Origin of the sequence: Bradyrhizobium sp. 521_C7_N1_3 (genome assembly GCF_052075975.1) — a bacterium.
GTDB lineage: Bacteria > Pseudomonadota > Alphaproteobacteria > Rhizobiales > Xanthobacteraceae > Bradyrhizobium > Bradyrhizobium japonicum.
On record NZ_CP197232.1, the window covers coordinates 8,392,716 to 8,408,105 of the forward strand.

The 15,390-nt window shown below is 65.7% G+C and carries 12 protein-coding genes; 4 read left to right on the top strand and 8 right to left on the bottom strand.

Annotation, left to right across the window (positions count from 1 at the left end; translation table 11 throughout):
• Positions 1-67: 67 nt before the first annotated feature.
• Genes AB7008_RS39475 through AB7008_RS39505 form a run of 7 tightly spaced genes read right to left on the bottom strand, consistent with a single transcriptional unit; the run spans position 68 to position 7,967 of the window.
• Entirely contained in the window at positions 68-886 is an 819-nt protein-coding gene (locus tag AB7008_RS39475; RefSeq protein ID WP_441260550.1) for an alpha/beta fold hydrolase, read from the bottom strand.
• Positions 886-1,674, bottom strand: coding sequence for an SDR family oxidoreductase (locus AB7008_RS39480; protein ID WP_441260551.1), 789 nt, complete (start codon positions 1,672-1,674; stop codon positions 886-888). The genes AB7008_RS39475 and AB7008_RS39480 overlap by 1 nt, the downstream gene beginning before the upstream one ends.
• A 17-nt stretch (positions 1,675-1,691) precedes the next feature.
• Entirely contained in the window at positions 1,692-2,663 is a 972-nt protein-coding gene (locus tag AB7008_RS39485; protein WP_441260552.1) for a Bug family tripartite tricarboxylate transporter substrate binding protein, read from the bottom strand.
• A gap of 40 nt (positions 2,664-2,703) precedes the next feature.
• Complete coding sequence (locus AB7008_RS39490; RefSeq protein ID WP_441260553.1) at positions 2,704-4,140, bottom strand: MmgE/PrpD family protein; 1,437 nt, start codon at positions 4,138-4,140, stop codon at positions 2,704-2,706.
• Positions 4,141-4,157: 17 nt separating this feature from the next.
• Positions 4,158-5,612, bottom strand: coding sequence for an MmgE/PrpD family protein (locus AB7008_RS39495; protein ID WP_441260554.1), 1,455 nt, complete (start codon positions 5,610-5,612; stop codon positions 4,158-4,160).
• Positions 5,602-6,636, bottom strand: coding sequence for a PdxA family dehydrogenase (locus AB7008_RS39500; RefSeq protein ID WP_441260555.1), 1,035 nt, complete (start codon positions 6,634-6,636; stop codon positions 5,602-5,604). The genes AB7008_RS39495 and AB7008_RS39500 overlap by 11 nt, the downstream gene beginning before the upstream one ends.
• Before the next feature lie 17 nt (positions 6,637-6,653).
• Positions 6,654-7,967, bottom strand: coding sequence for a cation:dicarboxylate symporter family transporter (locus AB7008_RS39505; RefSeq protein ID WP_441260556.1), 1,314 nt, complete (start codon positions 7,965-7,967; stop codon positions 6,654-6,656).
• 134 nt (positions 7,968-8,101) lie between these two features.
• Between AB7008_RS39505 and AB7008_RS39510 the strand changes: the two genes are divergently transcribed.
• Complete coding sequence (locus tag AB7008_RS39510; protein ID WP_304491219.1) at positions 8,102-9,070, top strand: LysR family transcriptional regulator; 969 nt, start codon at positions 8,102-8,104, stop codon at positions 9,068-9,070.
• Positions 9,067-10,605: a hypothetical protein gene (locus AB7008_RS39515; protein WP_304491220.1), complete on the top strand. Its 1,539-nt coding sequence runs from the start codon at positions 9,067-9,069 to the stop codon at positions 10,603-10,605. The genes AB7008_RS39510 and AB7008_RS39515 overlap by 4 nt, the downstream gene beginning before the upstream one ends.
• Positions 10,606-10,611: 6 nt before the next feature.
• Here the strand turns inward: AB7008_RS39515 and AB7008_RS39520 are convergent, their stop codons facing one another.
• Positions 10,612-11,913, bottom strand: a complete 1,302-nt coding sequence (locus tag AB7008_RS39520; RefSeq protein WP_304491221.1) for an MFS transporter — start codon at positions 11,911-11,913, stop codon at positions 10,612-10,614.
• Positions 11,914-12,416: 503 nt separating this feature from the next.
• On the opposite strand from AB7008_RS39520, the gene AB7008_RS39525 reads away from it, so the two are divergent.
• Both AB7008_RS39525 and AB7008_RS39530 read left to right on the top strand, forming a co-directional pair.
• Positions 12,417-13,631, top strand: coding sequence for an ABC transporter substrate-binding protein (locus AB7008_RS39525; protein WP_441260557.1), 1,215 nt, complete (start codon positions 12,417-12,419; stop codon positions 13,629-13,631).
• 7 nt (positions 13,632-13,638) lie between these two features.
• Positions 13,639-15,372: an FAD-dependent oxidoreductase gene (locus tag AB7008_RS39530; protein WP_441260558.1), complete on the top strand. Its 1,734-nt coding sequence runs from the start codon at positions 13,639-13,641 to the stop codon at positions 15,370-15,372.
• The last annotated feature ends 18 nt before the right edge of the window (positions 15,373-15,390 follow it).

Below are 15,390 nucleotides of genomic sequence, written 5' to 3' on the forward strand. Positions count from 1 at the left end.
CGTTTCTTTTCTGAACGCCAGTCATAGAGCCAAATGGAGGGCGGGCCAATGGCCCGCCCTGTACGTCTTAAGTCGCGACGCGATCGAAGAACGCGCGAACTTTTTGCGCGCAAGCGTCCGGGTCAGTCGCGGCGACGTGGTAGGAATCGCCGGGCAGCACCTCGAGCTTCGAGCCCGGAATCGTCTCCTGCCACGCCTTGACGGAATCGACGCTGCCGAGCCCCGAGCCGGTCGTGGTGATCACCAGCGCCGGGCGCTTGATCGCAGGAAGCTCTCCGGTCACATCCACCGTCGGCACCATCTGCAAAAACGCTTCCAACGTCGAAGCCTTGGTCTTCGACATCAGCTTGATCCACCAGTCGAGCGCCGCCGGCGGCAGCGAGGAGCCGAGGCGGCCGGCCGTGGTCTCGCGCACCCAGGGCTCGACGCCCTGATCGCGGATCTGCTTGCGCCAGGTCGGCGCCCGCTCGTTGAACGAGGTGAGCGAGGCCGGCGCACCGACCGCGGCGACTGCGATCACGCGATCCGGGTGCTTGGCGGTTAGATGCATCGCCAGCGTGCCGCCGATCTTGCCGCCGACCAGGAAGACGCGGTCGAGTTTCAGCGCGTCCAGCATCCGGATGATGTCGTCGCCAAGGCCGGCGAAGCGATAGACATAATCGCCCTGCATCGGCGTCGAATCGCCATAGCCGCGCAGGTCAGGGCGCACCACGAGGTGATGCGTGGCGAAATAAGGCACCCAGCGCCGGAACGCCTCGCCGCTCTCGGCGAGCCCGTGCAGCATCACGACGGGCGGTTTGACGTCCCACGGCAGCAGATAGTCGTCGATACGAACCGCAAGCTCGCAATCCTCGCTGACACCGATCTTCCGCAGTTCGCTAGCCATCAGATACACCTCGTTCCACCGCCATCGACATTGATGCAGGTACCAGTAATGAAGGACGCGCGGTCTGAACAGAGGAACGCGACGATGCCGGACACCTCGTGCGGCTGCCCGACGCGGCCGAGCGGCACCGAAGCGATGGCCGCGGCATTGGTCGCGCCCTGATCCTGCCCGGAGCTGGCGGCTCCTTGCGAGATCAGGCTGTCCCAGCGATCGGTCTGCACTGGTCCGGGATTGACGCCGGTGACCAGCACATTGTCCGGCGCGCATTCCTCGGCGAGCGCCAGCGTGAAGTTGAGCAGCGCCGCGTTGACCGCGCCGCCCGCCATATAGGCCGCGCGCGGCTGGTGGCCGCTGCGGCCGATGATGTTGATGACGCGGCCCCAACGGCGGTCGCGCATTTCCGGCAGGACATTGCGCGCACACCGCATGTAGCCCAGCAGCTTCAGCTCGATCGACTTGGCCCAGGTCGCATCAGGTGTCTCCGCGATGCGGCCCATCGGCGAGGCGCCGGCGTTGTTGACGAGGATGTCGATCCGGCCAAAAGCCTCGCGCGCGGTGTCCATCGCGCGCGAGATGTCGTCGGGCTTGGTCATGTCGCCGGCACAGGCGATCACGCGCCGGCCGGTGTCCCGCGACATCTCCTGCGCCGACGCCGCAAGCCGCTCGGCGTCGCGCGCGACGATGACGACATGCGCCTGCTCGCGCGCGAGTTCGGCGGCAATGGCACGGCCGATGCCGATGCTGCCGCCGGTGACGACGGCAACCTTGCCGCCCAGATTCAGATCCATGACGCTACCCTAACTCGCTAATCGACCGTGGCGCCGGAAGCCTTGACGAGCTTGCCCCATTTTGCGGTTTCGTCGGTCATGAATTGACCGAATGCGTCGCCGAAAACGGTGCCGGGCTCGGCCCCGAGTTCAGCGAGCCGCTTCTTGACATCCGGCATCTTCAGAATGGTCTCGAGCTCGCCGCTCAGCTTGGCGAGCGCGGGTGCAGGCGTCTTGGCCGGCGCCACCAGTCCGAACCAGGACGAAGCCTCGAAGCCGGGAATGGCGTCGGCCACGGTCGGCACGTCGGGCAGTGCTTCCGCACGCTTGGCGCCGGCGACCGCGATCGCATTGATGGCCTTGCCCTGCACCTGCGGCAGCACTGCCGGCATGTTGTCGAACATGAACGGGATCTGCCCTGCCAGCAGATCGTTCATCGCCGGCGCCGCGCCGCGATAGGGCACGTGGACGATGTCCACGCCGGCCATGCTCTTGAGCAACTCGCCGGCGAGGTGGTTGGTCGAGCCAATGCCGGACGAGCCGAAGTTCAGCGTACCCGGCTTCGCCTTTGCGAGCGCGATCAGCTCGCCCACGTTCTTCGCCTGTACCGACGGATTGACGACCAGCACGATCGGCACCGAGGCGATCAGCGCCACCGGCGCAAAGGCCTTGGCGGGATCGAACGGCAGCTTCTTGTAGAGCGCGCCATTGATCGTCAGCGGAGGCGGCGCGGTCAGCAACAAGGTGTAGCCGTCGGGCTCCGCGCTCGCGACCGTCTCGGCGCCGATATTGCCGCCGGCGCCGCCGCGGTTCTCAACGAGGAAGGTCTGGCCGTTCCGCTCGGTCAGCTTCTGCGCGACGATGCGGGCGATGATGTCGTTGGAGCCGCCGGCCGGGAACGGCACGATGATCTTGACCGGGCGGGATGGATAATCCTGCGCTAGGGCCGCGCCGGAGAACAGAACGGCCGCACAGGCGGCCAGAAAGGTGCGTCGCATAACCCCGCGCATGGGCACTTCCTTGATGTTTGTCTTGTTGTTGATTGATTCATCACGCCGTCAGCAATGGCCTCAACTTGCCGACGTCGTCAAGCCGTTCGAGATTGCCGATCTGGTCGATCAGCTTCTCGGCCCTGTCACTGCCCAATACCGGTGCAATCAGATCCCGCGTCTTGGCCGCCACTGCTTCCGTGCTCAGCGGATTCTCCTTGGTGCCCGGCGGATATTTCCTGAAGTGCTCGACCTTCTTGCCATCGGTCAATGTCACTTCGACGACAGCGCCGCGCGGCGCTGCTGGGTCCATCAGCGCCTTGTCGCCAGCCAGCGTCACCTTGGCGCGCTGCTCCAGGATTTTTGGATCATGCATCAGCGCGACGTCGTGACTGTCGTTGAACGACACGGCGCCCTTGACCAGCGCGAGAGCCACGAGATGCCGGCAGTTGACATCCGGCATCGCGCTCTCGCCCACAATTCCCATCGCATCGGTCGGCAGCTTGACCAGGATGCTACGCACGTTGTCTGGCGCGAGGCTGTGCTGCTTGCGCAGCGTCAGCATCGCATCGAGGGGCGACTGGATGGGATAGCCGACCGAAAATGTCTTGATCGCCGTCTCCGTGACATAGAAGCGCTTGCCGAGATCCTTCACCATCTCCTCCGGCTTCGGATCGGTTGACAGCGCGATGAAGAGATTATGAGTGCCGTCGAGCACGTCGTCGACGCCAGTCAGGCCTGCCTTCACCATGTCGACTGCCATGACGCCGTTGCGTGCGCCCATGCCGGCGAAGTCGAACGCCTTCTCGATGTGATCGTGATCCTTCACCCAGCTCCACAGGCCGGACACCTGCTGCGACGAATAGGAGATCGCGTAACGCATTCCCTTTTCATCGAGCCGCGCCAGCGATGCGGCGGCCCCGAGCGCGCCGAACGTCGAGGAGGTCCCTTCGGCACTTCGATGCGAACCGCGGACGAGGTCGGGACCCAGAGCGAACAGCAGCCGGCAGGTCAGGTCGTAGCCGAGAGCGACGGCGCGAATGACGTCCTGTCCGCTGCGATGCTCGCGCTCGCCAATCGCGAGCGCAGCCGGCACGACCGAACACCCCGGATGCGCCTTGGTGACGGGCTCGAAATCGTCGGTCTCGTCGGCATGCGCACACATGGCGTTGGCCAATGCCGCGTTAACCGCCGTGGTGCGGAAATCGGAGCCGACGACGGACGCCTGGGCATCGCCGCCGAGGGTGCGCACATATTTCAGCGCCATTTCGCCCGGCCGCATGCGCGAGCCCGACACCATCGCACCGAGCGTGTCGAGAATGCGATGCTTGCATTCGAGCATGACTTGTGCGGGCAGCTCCTGATCGCGCGCGACGACCATGTAGCGGGCAAGACGCTCCGTCACGCCCGGACCTTCGGCGAGAGCCGCACGGCCGCCGGTGGCGGCCAAGACGGCAACCGAACCGGCGGACTGCAGGAAGCGGCGGCGTGACGGCATGCTTCTCTCCCCCGCGATCAGGACGCGACCGACATCTTTGCGATCTCTGCCGCACTCGGCAGGTTCTCGACATTCCAGCAGGCGTCCATCACGCGCCGGATCGTCGCAGCAGGGATGATACCCTCTGCAAGGTCGGAGAACTTGGTTTCGAGCTGCTTGTCCGTCATCGGCACCTCGACGCTGCCGATCGCATGCTCGATGTAGCGGTGGAGCTTGCGGCCGTCCTTCAGCACGATGGTGAGGTCGACCTGCTCCGGCTTGATGCCGGGCGTGACGACCGGATTGACCTTGCCGCGCAACGCAACAATGGTGGGGTCGGTCACGGCCCGGTCGCTGAACTGCTTCTCGCCGCCGGCGCCCTCGACGATGGCCACCGCGACCGCGTGATAGATGCTGAACTTGCCTTCGAGGCCCGCCTTCGGCCTCTTCTTGCCGGTCAGTTCCAGCACCAGCGGATGGACCTTGAGGTCGACGCGCTCGATCTGGTCCGCAGTCACCTTGCTCTCGTTGCGGAGCTGGATCGCGGCGTCGATCGCCGGGTGCATGACGATGCCGCAGGCGAATGGCTTGTAGGTATTGAGCGCGGCCTCATAGCGTTTGCCGAGGTCGCCCAGGATCTCGTTGTAGTCCTGCTTGGTGCTGATCGTGTTGGCCCAGCCGCGCTTGGCCTCGATCATGGCGTCGGACGAGGTGAAATTCTTCGAGGCCAGGATCGCCGCGAAAATGCCGCTTGATGCGGCACGACCTGGATTGAAGCTCTTGTTCATCGAGCCGAAGGATTCGCGCAGGCCGACCGGCTGCGAGGCGGCAAGGCCGAGCGCCCACGTCATCTGCTGCTCGTTCAGCTTCAACAGCTTGCCGACGGCCGCAGCCGAGCCGAACACACCGGCGGTGCCGGTGATGTGCCAGCCGACATCGTAATGGTTCGGATAGACCGCGTTGCCGATCCGGCACTCGGTCTCGACGCCGAGCACCAGCGCGTTCAGGAAATCCTTGCCCGATACCGGCTGCATTTCCGACAGCGCGAGAATGGCCGAGGCCACGGGACCGGCAGGATGGATGATCGTCTTCAGGTGGGTGTCGTCATAGTCGAAGATATGGCTCGACACACCGTTGATGAAGGCCGCGTTCATGATGTCGAACCGTTCGCGCCGCCCGAACAGCGAGGCCTGCTGCGGCCCGGAGAACGGACCGAGCGCGGAGACCGCGATATCGACCGTCTCGTGATGCGATCCGCCGATGGCGACGCCGACCCAGTTCAGCAGCGTGCGCACGCCTTCTTTCCGGACATTGGCCGGCAGGTCTTCGTATTTCGCGGTCACGAGATAATGCGCCAGCGCACGCGTCACCTCCTTTGGCGGCGCGGCGACGGGCGTTGCGGCCGGCGTCTGCGCGAAGGCGGCGTTGGCGCCGACGGTTGCGAGCGGCAGTGCGGCCGCCGCCTGGAGCAGGGTCCTGCGATCAGTTTGCATGGGCAGCCTCCTTGACCTTGATCGATACCAGTTGCGCTGCAAGACGGACCGCGCTTTCGAGCGCACCGGTCTTGACGACGCCCGTGCCGACGATGTCGAACGCCGTGCCATGCGATGGCGTAGTGAAGACGGTCTCGAGGCCCGCGGTGACGGTGACGCCGCGGTTGAAGCCGCGCAGCTTGGTCGCGATCTGGCCCTGGTCGTGATACATCGCGACCACGCTGTCGAACTCGCCGGCGAAGGCGCGGACGTAGACGGTGTCGGCGGGATATGGCCCGGTGCAGGCGATGCCGCGCTTCGCGGCGGCTTCGACCGTTGGCCGGATCATCTCGATCTCGTCGCGGCCGAACAGGCCGTTCTCGCCGGCATGCGGATTGAGCGCGGCGACCGCAATGCGCGGCCTGGCGACGCCAGCCCTCCGCATCATACGGTCGACGAGTTCGATCGAGTCGGTGATGCTCGCCGGATTGATGCCGTCGAGCGCCTCGCGCAGCGATTGATGCCCGGTGACGCGCGACATCCATTGCCCGTCGAGCACATTCATCTCGGAGAAATAGGTCTTGTGGCCGAGCAGGCTCGCGAACATCTTGTGCTCGTCGGGGAACTTCCAGCCGCCGTCGAACATCGCGCGCTTGTTGAGCGGCGCGAAGGTGATGGCGTCAACCTCACCCGCTTTGGAGAAGTCGATCGCGCGCGACAGCGTCTCGCCGGTCAGTCGGCCGGATTCGGCGCTGGCCTTGCCGATAGGGAATTTCGTGGGGTCGGTATTCCCGAGATCGACCAGTTGCACCGCGCTGCTGCCCCAGTTGGCAGCCTTCGGCGAGGTAATCCGCTCGACCTTCAGCTTCACGCCGGCATGTTCCATACCCATTTCGAGCACGCGGGCATCGCCAACCACGACGAGGCGCGCGGCATCCGCGAGCCTGTTATCAGAGAGGATGCGCGCGATCTGTTCGGGGCCGATGCCCGTGCAATCGCCTGATGTCAGCGCGATGACGGGCCGTTCATTGGTGCTGGTAGTCATATCGAAACCTTGGATCCTTACTTCACTGCCTGGATTTGAGCGGCGGACTGGGCCCAGTCCTCGCGGTTGAATTCCCCGTCCCATTTCGCGACCACGATCGCGGCGACGGCATTGCCGATGGTGTTGGTGATGGCGCGCGCCAGCGACATGAAGCGGTCGATGCCGAGCAGCAGCGCCAGGCCCTCCGCCGGAAGCCCCGCCGCGACGACGGTCGCTGCGAGCGCTGCGAACGCGCCGCCGGTGACGCCGGCTGCGCCCTTGCTGGTGAACAGCATCACCACGAACAGGCTGAGCTCCTGCGCAACGGTCAGCTCGATGCCGTATACCTGGGCGACGAAGATGGTGGAGAGCGGCAGCGTCAGTGCGACGCCATCGAGATTGAAGGAATAGCCGGAGGGAATGACAAGGCCGGCGACGGCACGCCCGACGCCCGCCTTCGGCAGCTTCTCCATCATGCCGGGAATGGCGGTTTCCGACGACGAGGTGCCGAGCACGACGAGCAGCTCGTTGCGCAAGAGGCGCAACAGATCCATCAGGCGGATGCCGGCGAGACGGCAGATCACGTTGAGAATGACGAAGATGAAGAACGCCATCATTGCCCAGGCGGTGCCGACCAGCAGCGCCAGCGCATAGAGCGTGGCGGCGCCGAACTTCGCCACCGTAAAGGCCATCGCGCCGAACGCCCCGATCGGCGCCAGCGCGACGACGACATGGACGACGCTGAACACGAGCTCGGTGATCCGCTCCAGGCCGGTCCGCAGCGGCGCGGCCTCGTCGCCGAGCAGCAGCAGACCGATGCCGCAGAGCAGCGCAAGCACGAGCACCTGGAGCACGTCGCCGGCCGCAAACGCGCCGACGAAGCTTTCTGGGATCATGTGCTGGATGTAGGCCGACAGCGAGCCGACATGGGCCTGCTGATAACGCGCGACCGTCTCGGCTTGCTGCGCTGTCGCATGGGCCACGCCCGCACCGGGCTGCACCCAGCGCACCACCACGAAGCTGATCAACAGGCAGATCGTCGTCACGGCCTCGAAATAAGCAAAGGCCTTGAGGCCGATGCGGCCGACCGCCTTCATATCGCCGACCTGCGCGATGCCGGTGACCACGACCAGGAAGATCAGCGGCGCGATCGTCATCTTGATCAGCGAGATGAAGGCATCGCCGAGCGGCTTGAGCTCCACCGCAAAGGCCGGAAACAAAGCACCAAGGAGCGCACCGAGCGCGGCACCGGCAACCACCAGAAAATATTGCTCACGCCAGAACGGCTTGCGGCGGCTTTCGGAGACTGACTTCGACAGGGGCTCAGACAATTGAGTTGCGGCGATCTGCAATTGATTTCCTCCGACGCATCGTCGCGCCATGCGGCGTGGCGCCTTGTTCTGGTTTTGTGATGACGTTTACATTGGACCAGCAGCGCCCGAGGCGCTAATGCCGTATCGGTATGATTTGAGGACGAAACCGCATCATGGACCTGGTCTGGCTGGAGGATTTCCTTGCCATCGCCGAGGAAGGCGGGTTCTCGCGCGCCGCCCAGCGCCGGCATGTGACCCAGCCGGCGCTCAGCCGCCGCATCAGGTCGCTCGAGGAGTGGCTGGGCACGCCGCTGTTCGAACGTTCGACCCACACGATCACACTGACGCCGGCCGGCGAGAGTTTCCGTCCCGTCGCGGAGGACGTGCTGCGGCGGGTCCTGGTCGGACGCGAGGAAGCGCTCGAGGTCGCACGGCTGAAGGCCGAGACCATCACCTTCGCGGCCACGCATTCACTGTCGCAGACCTTCTTTCCGGAATGGATCCGCAACTCCGACAGCGCGCGGGCCGACTCCGCCGTGCAGCTCGTCGCTTCGAATTTCGCCGGCTGCGAGAAGCTCCTTCTGGACGCGCAGGCGCATTTCATGCTGGCGCACTACCATCCGACGCTGGTAAGCCGGCTCGACATGGACCGCTTCCAGCGCGTCGATCTCGCGAACGACGTGCTGATCCCGATCAGCGCGCCGGCCGCAAAACCGGGCCGCGGTGGACGCAGCAGCAAAAAGGCACAGCCTCGTTACGCCCTGCCCGGCGCATCGGGCGCGCCGCTGCCCTATCTCGCCTATCACCCCGGCTCGGGCGTGGGGCGGCTCGTCACCTCGTTCCTTGCCGCGAAGGATCCGACCGCGTGGCTGGCGCCCGGCTTCGCCGCGCCGGTCATGCTGCTGGTCGACATGGCGCGCGAAGGGCGCGGCGTGACGTGGGCTCCGATGAGCCTCGTCCGCGCCGATCTCGACGGCGGCCGCCTGTTGCGCGCCGGCGGCGCGGATTGGGACATTCCGATCAGCGTCTCGCTGTTCCGCACGCGGGCCCGTATGACCCGGGCGGCCGAGAATTTCTGGAATTCGGTGCGCAAGGGCCGGCCGGGAGGGAAATCCATCGCCGCTGCGCCGCGGACGAGATGACCGTGTCGCGGATCACGTCGGCCTTCGGGCTGCTTCGGCCGCAGATGCTGCTGATGAGCCTGCTCGCTGCCACAACGTTAGACGCGGCGCACGCCGGCGGCGCCGCCATCGCACCCGCCGAGCTGAAAGCGATCGGCACGATCGATGCGCGCTTTCAATCCTACAATATCGAGATGGTGGAGGTGACCGGCGGCCGATTCTGGAAGCCTTATCCGCGAACAATGCGCGCGCTCGATGAACGGGATCGTTACGGCGAGAGGCCGCCAATCGATCTTGCCAATGCGCGGTTGCGCAAGCTCGCCGCCGCTTTGGCGCCGGCCTATCTGCGCGTGAGCGGCACCTGGGCCAATGCGACGTTCGTTGCCGACACGGACCACGCACCGGCCAAGCCCCCACCGGGATTCGACTCTGTGCTCGGCCGTCAACAGTGGCGTGGCGTGATCGACTTCGCGCGCGCAGTCGATGCGGAGATCGTCACCTCCTTCGCGATCAGTCCGGGCAGCCGCGATGCGGATGGCGCATGGAAGACCGATCAGGCGCAACGCCTGATCGACACGACGCGCTCGCTGGGTGGCCACATCGCGGCGGTGGAATTCATGAACGAGCCAACGCTTGCGGCGACGAACGGCGCGCCGCCGGGATATGATGCGGCCGCTTATGGCCGGGACTTCAGTATCTTTCGCGAATGGATGCAACGCGCGGCGCCCGAGACGCTGATCGTCGGTCCGGGTTCAACCGGCGACGCGCCGTCGCCATCCGGGTCGGGCATCACCACGCGCGATCTGCTCGCCGCATCCGCCCCCGACATCGATCGCTTCTCCTATCATCACTACAACACGCTCTCGCCGCGCTGCGGCGGCCGCGACGATCCGGCGCAGGCGCTCTCCGCGGACTGGCTGGCACGCACCGACGCGACGTTCGCGACCTACCGCGCCCTGCGCGACGCATTCGAGCCGAGCAAGCCGATCTGGCTGACGGAGACGGCAAACGCCGCCTGCGGCGGCAATCCATCGGACAAGACGTTTCTCGATACATTCCGCTATCTCGACCAGCACGGACGCCTGGCGAGGGCCGGCGTCCAGGTGGTGATGCACAACACGCTGGCCGCCAGCGACTACGGCCTGCTCGACGAGGGAACGTTCCGTCCGCGGCCGAACTACTGGGCTGCGCTGCTCTGGCATCGGCTGATGGGGACGATCGTGCTCGATGCGACCCCGGTCGCCGCGCCGGATCTCCATCTCTACGCGCATTGCCATCCGGGCATGCGAGGCGCCGTGTCCGTGCTCGCAATCAACGCGTCGCGGCACGCATCATCGACCCTGACGCTGTCGCACCCCGCCGAGCGTTACACGATACATGCGACGCGGCTGCAAGACGCGACAGTTCAGCTGAACGGCAGGACGCTCGCGCTGAGTGCCGATGACGAACTGCCCCGACTTGAGCCGCGCGCAACACCTGCGGGAGCGATCCGGCTGGTGCCGGCGACCGTCACCTTCCTGGCGTTTCCGGACGCAGCAAACCCCGCCTGCCGGTGACAGCGCTTAAGACTTCAGCGCGTCGCGCGCCGTCTCCGGCGCCATCAGCGTCGCGATGATCGTGATGACCGACAGCGCGATGATGTAGACCGACACCGCCCAGTACGAGCCGGCCCATGCCAGCAGTGCGGTCGCAATCAGCGGCGAGAAGCCGCCGCTGATTGCGGCCGCGACGTTGGCGCCGAGCGATGCACCGCTGTAGCGCACCTGGGTGCGGAATAGTTCCGGCATGAACGCCGCCTTCGGCCCGAACAGCAGGGCGTGCGTCAGCGTCATCGTGACGACGAGCGCGAACGTGATCAACGCCGGCTCCCTGGTGTCGAGGAACCAGAACAGCGGAAACGCCAGCGCCACCGAGAACACCCCGCCGGCGAGATACAGCGCCCTGCGGCCGAAGATGTCGGAGAGCCAGCCGGCGAGCGGCAGCGTCGCGAACTCGACGAGCGCGGCATAGACCACCGCGTTCAGGATCACCTGGCGAGGCAAGCCGAGTTTCGTCGTCGCATAGACCACGGTGAAGACGGTGAGGAGATAAGCGAGCCCGACCTCCGACACCGTGATGCCGATCGCGAGCAGAAAACTGCGCCAGTCGCGGCGCAACACCTCCAGCACCGGCTGCGCCAGCACTTCCTTGCGCTCGACGACTTCCTTGAAGTGCGGTGTCTCCGCGAGCTTGAGCCGTACGATGAAGCCGACGCCGACGAGCAGGATGCTGATCAGGAACGGCACGCGCCAGCCCCAGCTCAAGAACTCCGCCTCGGGCAGTTGCGTCATCAGGCCGAAGATGCCGGTCGAGGCGGCGACGCCGACGGGAAAGCCGATCTGTACCAGGCTGCCGTAGAAGCCGCGGCGATTGCCGGCGTGCTCGATCACCATCACGACCGCGCCGCTCCATTCGCCCCCGAGCCCGATGCCCTGGACGAAGCGCAGGATGATGAGCAGGATCGGCGCCCAGACGCCGATCTGGCTGTAAGTCGGCAGGCAGCCGATCAGGAAGGTGCCGAGCCCCATCGCGATCATGGTCGCGACCAGCATGGTCTTGCGGCCGAGCCGGTCGCCGTAATGCCCGATGATGGCGCCGCCGATCGGACGCGCCACGAAGCCGACCGCATAGGTCGAGAATGCCACGAGCGTTCCGACGAAGGGATCGAAGCTCGGAAAGAACAGCTTGTTGAAGACCAGCGCAGCTGCCGTGCCGTAGATCAGGAAATCGTACCACTCGATCGCGGTGCCGAGCGCGCTTGCCCACACCACATGCGCCGTCGTCGATTTCTCCGCGGCCGCGGAGACCCCCGTTGCTGCCGTCATGCCCTGCCCCAAGATTCCTGGGGGCATCATGGCTAATCGTGCAGAGGGTTGCAACCTGCCCGCGCATTTGATCGCTCTCGTGCCCCGGACGCTGCGCAGCACGAAGTGATGCGCTGCAGAGCCGGGGCCCACGCTGCCATGGGCAATTCGGGCGGCATGGGTCCCGGCTCTGCGCAGCAGCGCAAGAGCGCTGCAGCGCGTCCGGGACACGAGAGTGACGGGTGCCGCTCCTGCGGTACCCGTCATTGCAAGGAGCCCTTGAGACGAAGCAATCCAGACTGTCTCAGCGGATAGACTCTGGATTGCTTCGCTTCCGTCGCCGCTCTTCGAGCCATGGCGCACAAGCCGCTCGCAATGATGGTTGTGGCGGCGGTTGCGCCTTTTGCGAGAGAGGAACCCAGCCCCGCTCGTATTATTCGCCATTGACAAACTCATTCGCCAATATCTAATTTGCTCCCAGAATAACCAGCCGCGCCAAGCGGCCATTAAGAGAGGGATCGACGATGAGAGGGCTTTTGGCCTGCACCTTGCTCGCGGCCATGACTTCGGCTGCCATGACCACGGCGGCGAGCGCGCAAGTCTCCGACGACGCGGTGCGGATCGGCGTGCTGACGGATCTGTCGAGCTGGGGCCGTGACAACAGCGGGCCGGGCTCGGTCGAGGCGGCCAGGATGGCGGTCGAGGAGTTCGGGCCGACCGTGCTCGGCAAGCCGATCGAGATCATCAGCGCCGACCACCAGATGAAGACCGATGTCGGCGTGCAGATCGTGCGCGGCTGGTTCGACAACGGCAAGGTCGACGCCGTCGTCGACATCCCCAACTCCGGCATCGCGATCGCCGTGCACAACATGGTGCGCGAGCGCAACAAGATCGCGCTGCTCTCCGGCCCCGGGGCGAGCTCACTGACCGACGAGCTGTGCAGCCCGAACACCGTGCATTTCACCTACGATACCTACGCGCTGTCCAAGGTGACGGCCTCCGCCGTGATCAAGGAGGGCGGAAAATCCTGGTACTTCATCACCGCGGACTACGCTTTCGGCCAGCAGCTCGAGAAGGACGCGACGCGCTTCATCAACGAGATGGGCGGCACGGTGCTCGGCGGCGTCAAGCATCCGACCAACACCGCCGACTTCTCCTCCTTCGCGCTGCAGGCGCAGAGCTCGAAATCCGACGTGGTCGCCTTCGCCAATGCGGGCCAGGACACCGACAACGCGATCAAGCAGTCCGGCGAGTTCGGCCTGGTCCAGGGCGGCCAGAAGCTCGTCGGCCTCCTGATGTTCGACACCGACGTGCATGCGGTCGGCCTCAAGGCCGCGCAGGGCACCTACATGATGACGGCGTCGTATTGGGCCATGGACGAGGCGACGCGCGCCTGGTCCAGGAAATTCTACGAGCGCACCAAGGTGATGCCGACCATGATCCAGACCGGCGTCTACGGTTCGGTGCTGCATTATCTGAAAGGCATCAAGGCCGCCGGCACCGACGACCCCGCCAAGGTGATGGCCAAGATGCGCGAGCTGCCGATCGAGGATACCTTCGTGCATGGCGGCAAATTGCGCGAGGACGGCCGCGTCATCCGCGACATGTATCTCGCCAAGGTGAAATCGCCCGAGCAGTCCAAGGAGCCGTGGGACTATCTGGAGATCGTCAAGACCGTGAAGGGCGAGGACGCCTTCCGCCCGGTCTCCGAATCCAAATGTCCGCTGCTGAAGAAATGAGGCCCGCATGACCGGCAACGAGCGCAACGCAATTGAGACTTACGAGTGCGATGTGCTCGTGGCCGGATCGGGTGCCTCCGGCATGTCGGCCGCGATCACCGCTGGATATCGCGGCCTCGACGTGCTGATCGTCGAGAAGGAGCCGCGCTTCGGCGGCACCACCGCCCGCTCCGGCGGCTGGCTCTGGATCCCCGGCACCTCGCTGGCGAAGGCCTACGGCATCGAGGAGGCGCCGGAGCAGGCCCGCACCTACCTGCGGCACGAAGCCGGCAACAATTTTGATGCCGCGCGGGTCGATGCGTTCCTCAGCGCCGGCCCCGAAGCGGTCGACTTCTTCACCAGCAAGACCGCGCTGCGCTTCGACATGCCGCTGGTATTTCCCGACTATCACGCCGAAGCGCCTGGTGGCGCGCAGGGCGGCCGCTCCATGGTGACGCGCCCGTTCGACGGCCGCGAGCTCGGCGACCAGATCAAGACGCTGGGCATGCCGCTGCCCGAGCTGACCGTGTTCGGCATGATGCTCGGCTCCGGCAAGGAGATCATCCATTTCATGCGCGCGACCAAGTCGCTGACCTCGGCGGCCTATGTCGCAAAGCGCCTGTCGCGCCATTTGATGGACGTGCTGCGCTACGGCCGTGGCATGACGTTGACCAATGGCAATGCGCTCGCCGGGCGCCTCGCAAAATCCGCGCAGGACCTGAAGATACCGATGTGGCTGTCCTCGCCGGTGCGCGAGCTGACGGTCGAGAACGGCGCGGTGACCGGCGCCATCGTCACCCGCGAAGGACGCGAAGTGCGCGTCCGCGCGCGGCAGGGCGTCGTGCTCGCCTGTGGCGGCTTCCCGCATGACGTGGAACGCCGCAAGAAAATGTTTCCACACGCACCGACGGGCCATGAGCATTATTCGCCCGGACCGGCCGGCAACACCGGCGACGGCCTGCGCCTTGCGGAAAGCGCCGGCGGACACGTCGAGGATCGCCTGCCGAACGCGGCGGCCTGGGTGCCGGTGTCGGTGACCAAACGCAAGGATGGTTCGAGCGGCGTGATGCCGCATTTCATCGACCGCGCCAAGCCCGGCGTGATCGCGGTGATGCGGGACGGCAAGCGCTTTGCCAATGAGGGCAATTCCTATCACGACTTCGTCCAGGCCATGATCAAGGCGGCGAAGCCCGGCGACGAGATCGCCGCGTATCTCGTCTGCGATCACCCGACGCTGCGCAAATACGGTCTCGGTTGCGTGCCGCCGTTCCCGATGCCGCTCGGTCATCACCTCGATACCGGCTATCTCATGCGCGGCGACACGCTGGAGGCGCTGGCGGCGAAGGCCGGCATCGACGCCGAGGCGTTCGCCACGACCGTCGGGCAGTTCAATGCCACCGCGCCGCTGGGGCACGATGCCGCCTTCGGCAAGGGCTCGAAGGCCTATAACCGCTACCAGGGCGACGCCATGCACGGCCCAAATCCCTGCATCGCGCCGATCAAGAACGGCCCGTTCTACGCCATCAAGATGGTGATCGGCGATCTCGGCACCTATGCCGGCATCGTCACCGACGAGAACGCGCGGGCGCTCGACGCCGAAGGCCGGGTGATTCCCGGGCTCTATGCCGCCGGCAACGACATGGCGAGCATCATGGGCGGCAATTATCCGGGCGCCGGCATCACGCTTGGGCCGGCGCTTACCTTCGGCTACATTGCCGGCCGTCATCTCGCCGACAGCGCCGCGAAGCGCAACGCGGCGTAAGCCACGCGCCAGGAGACG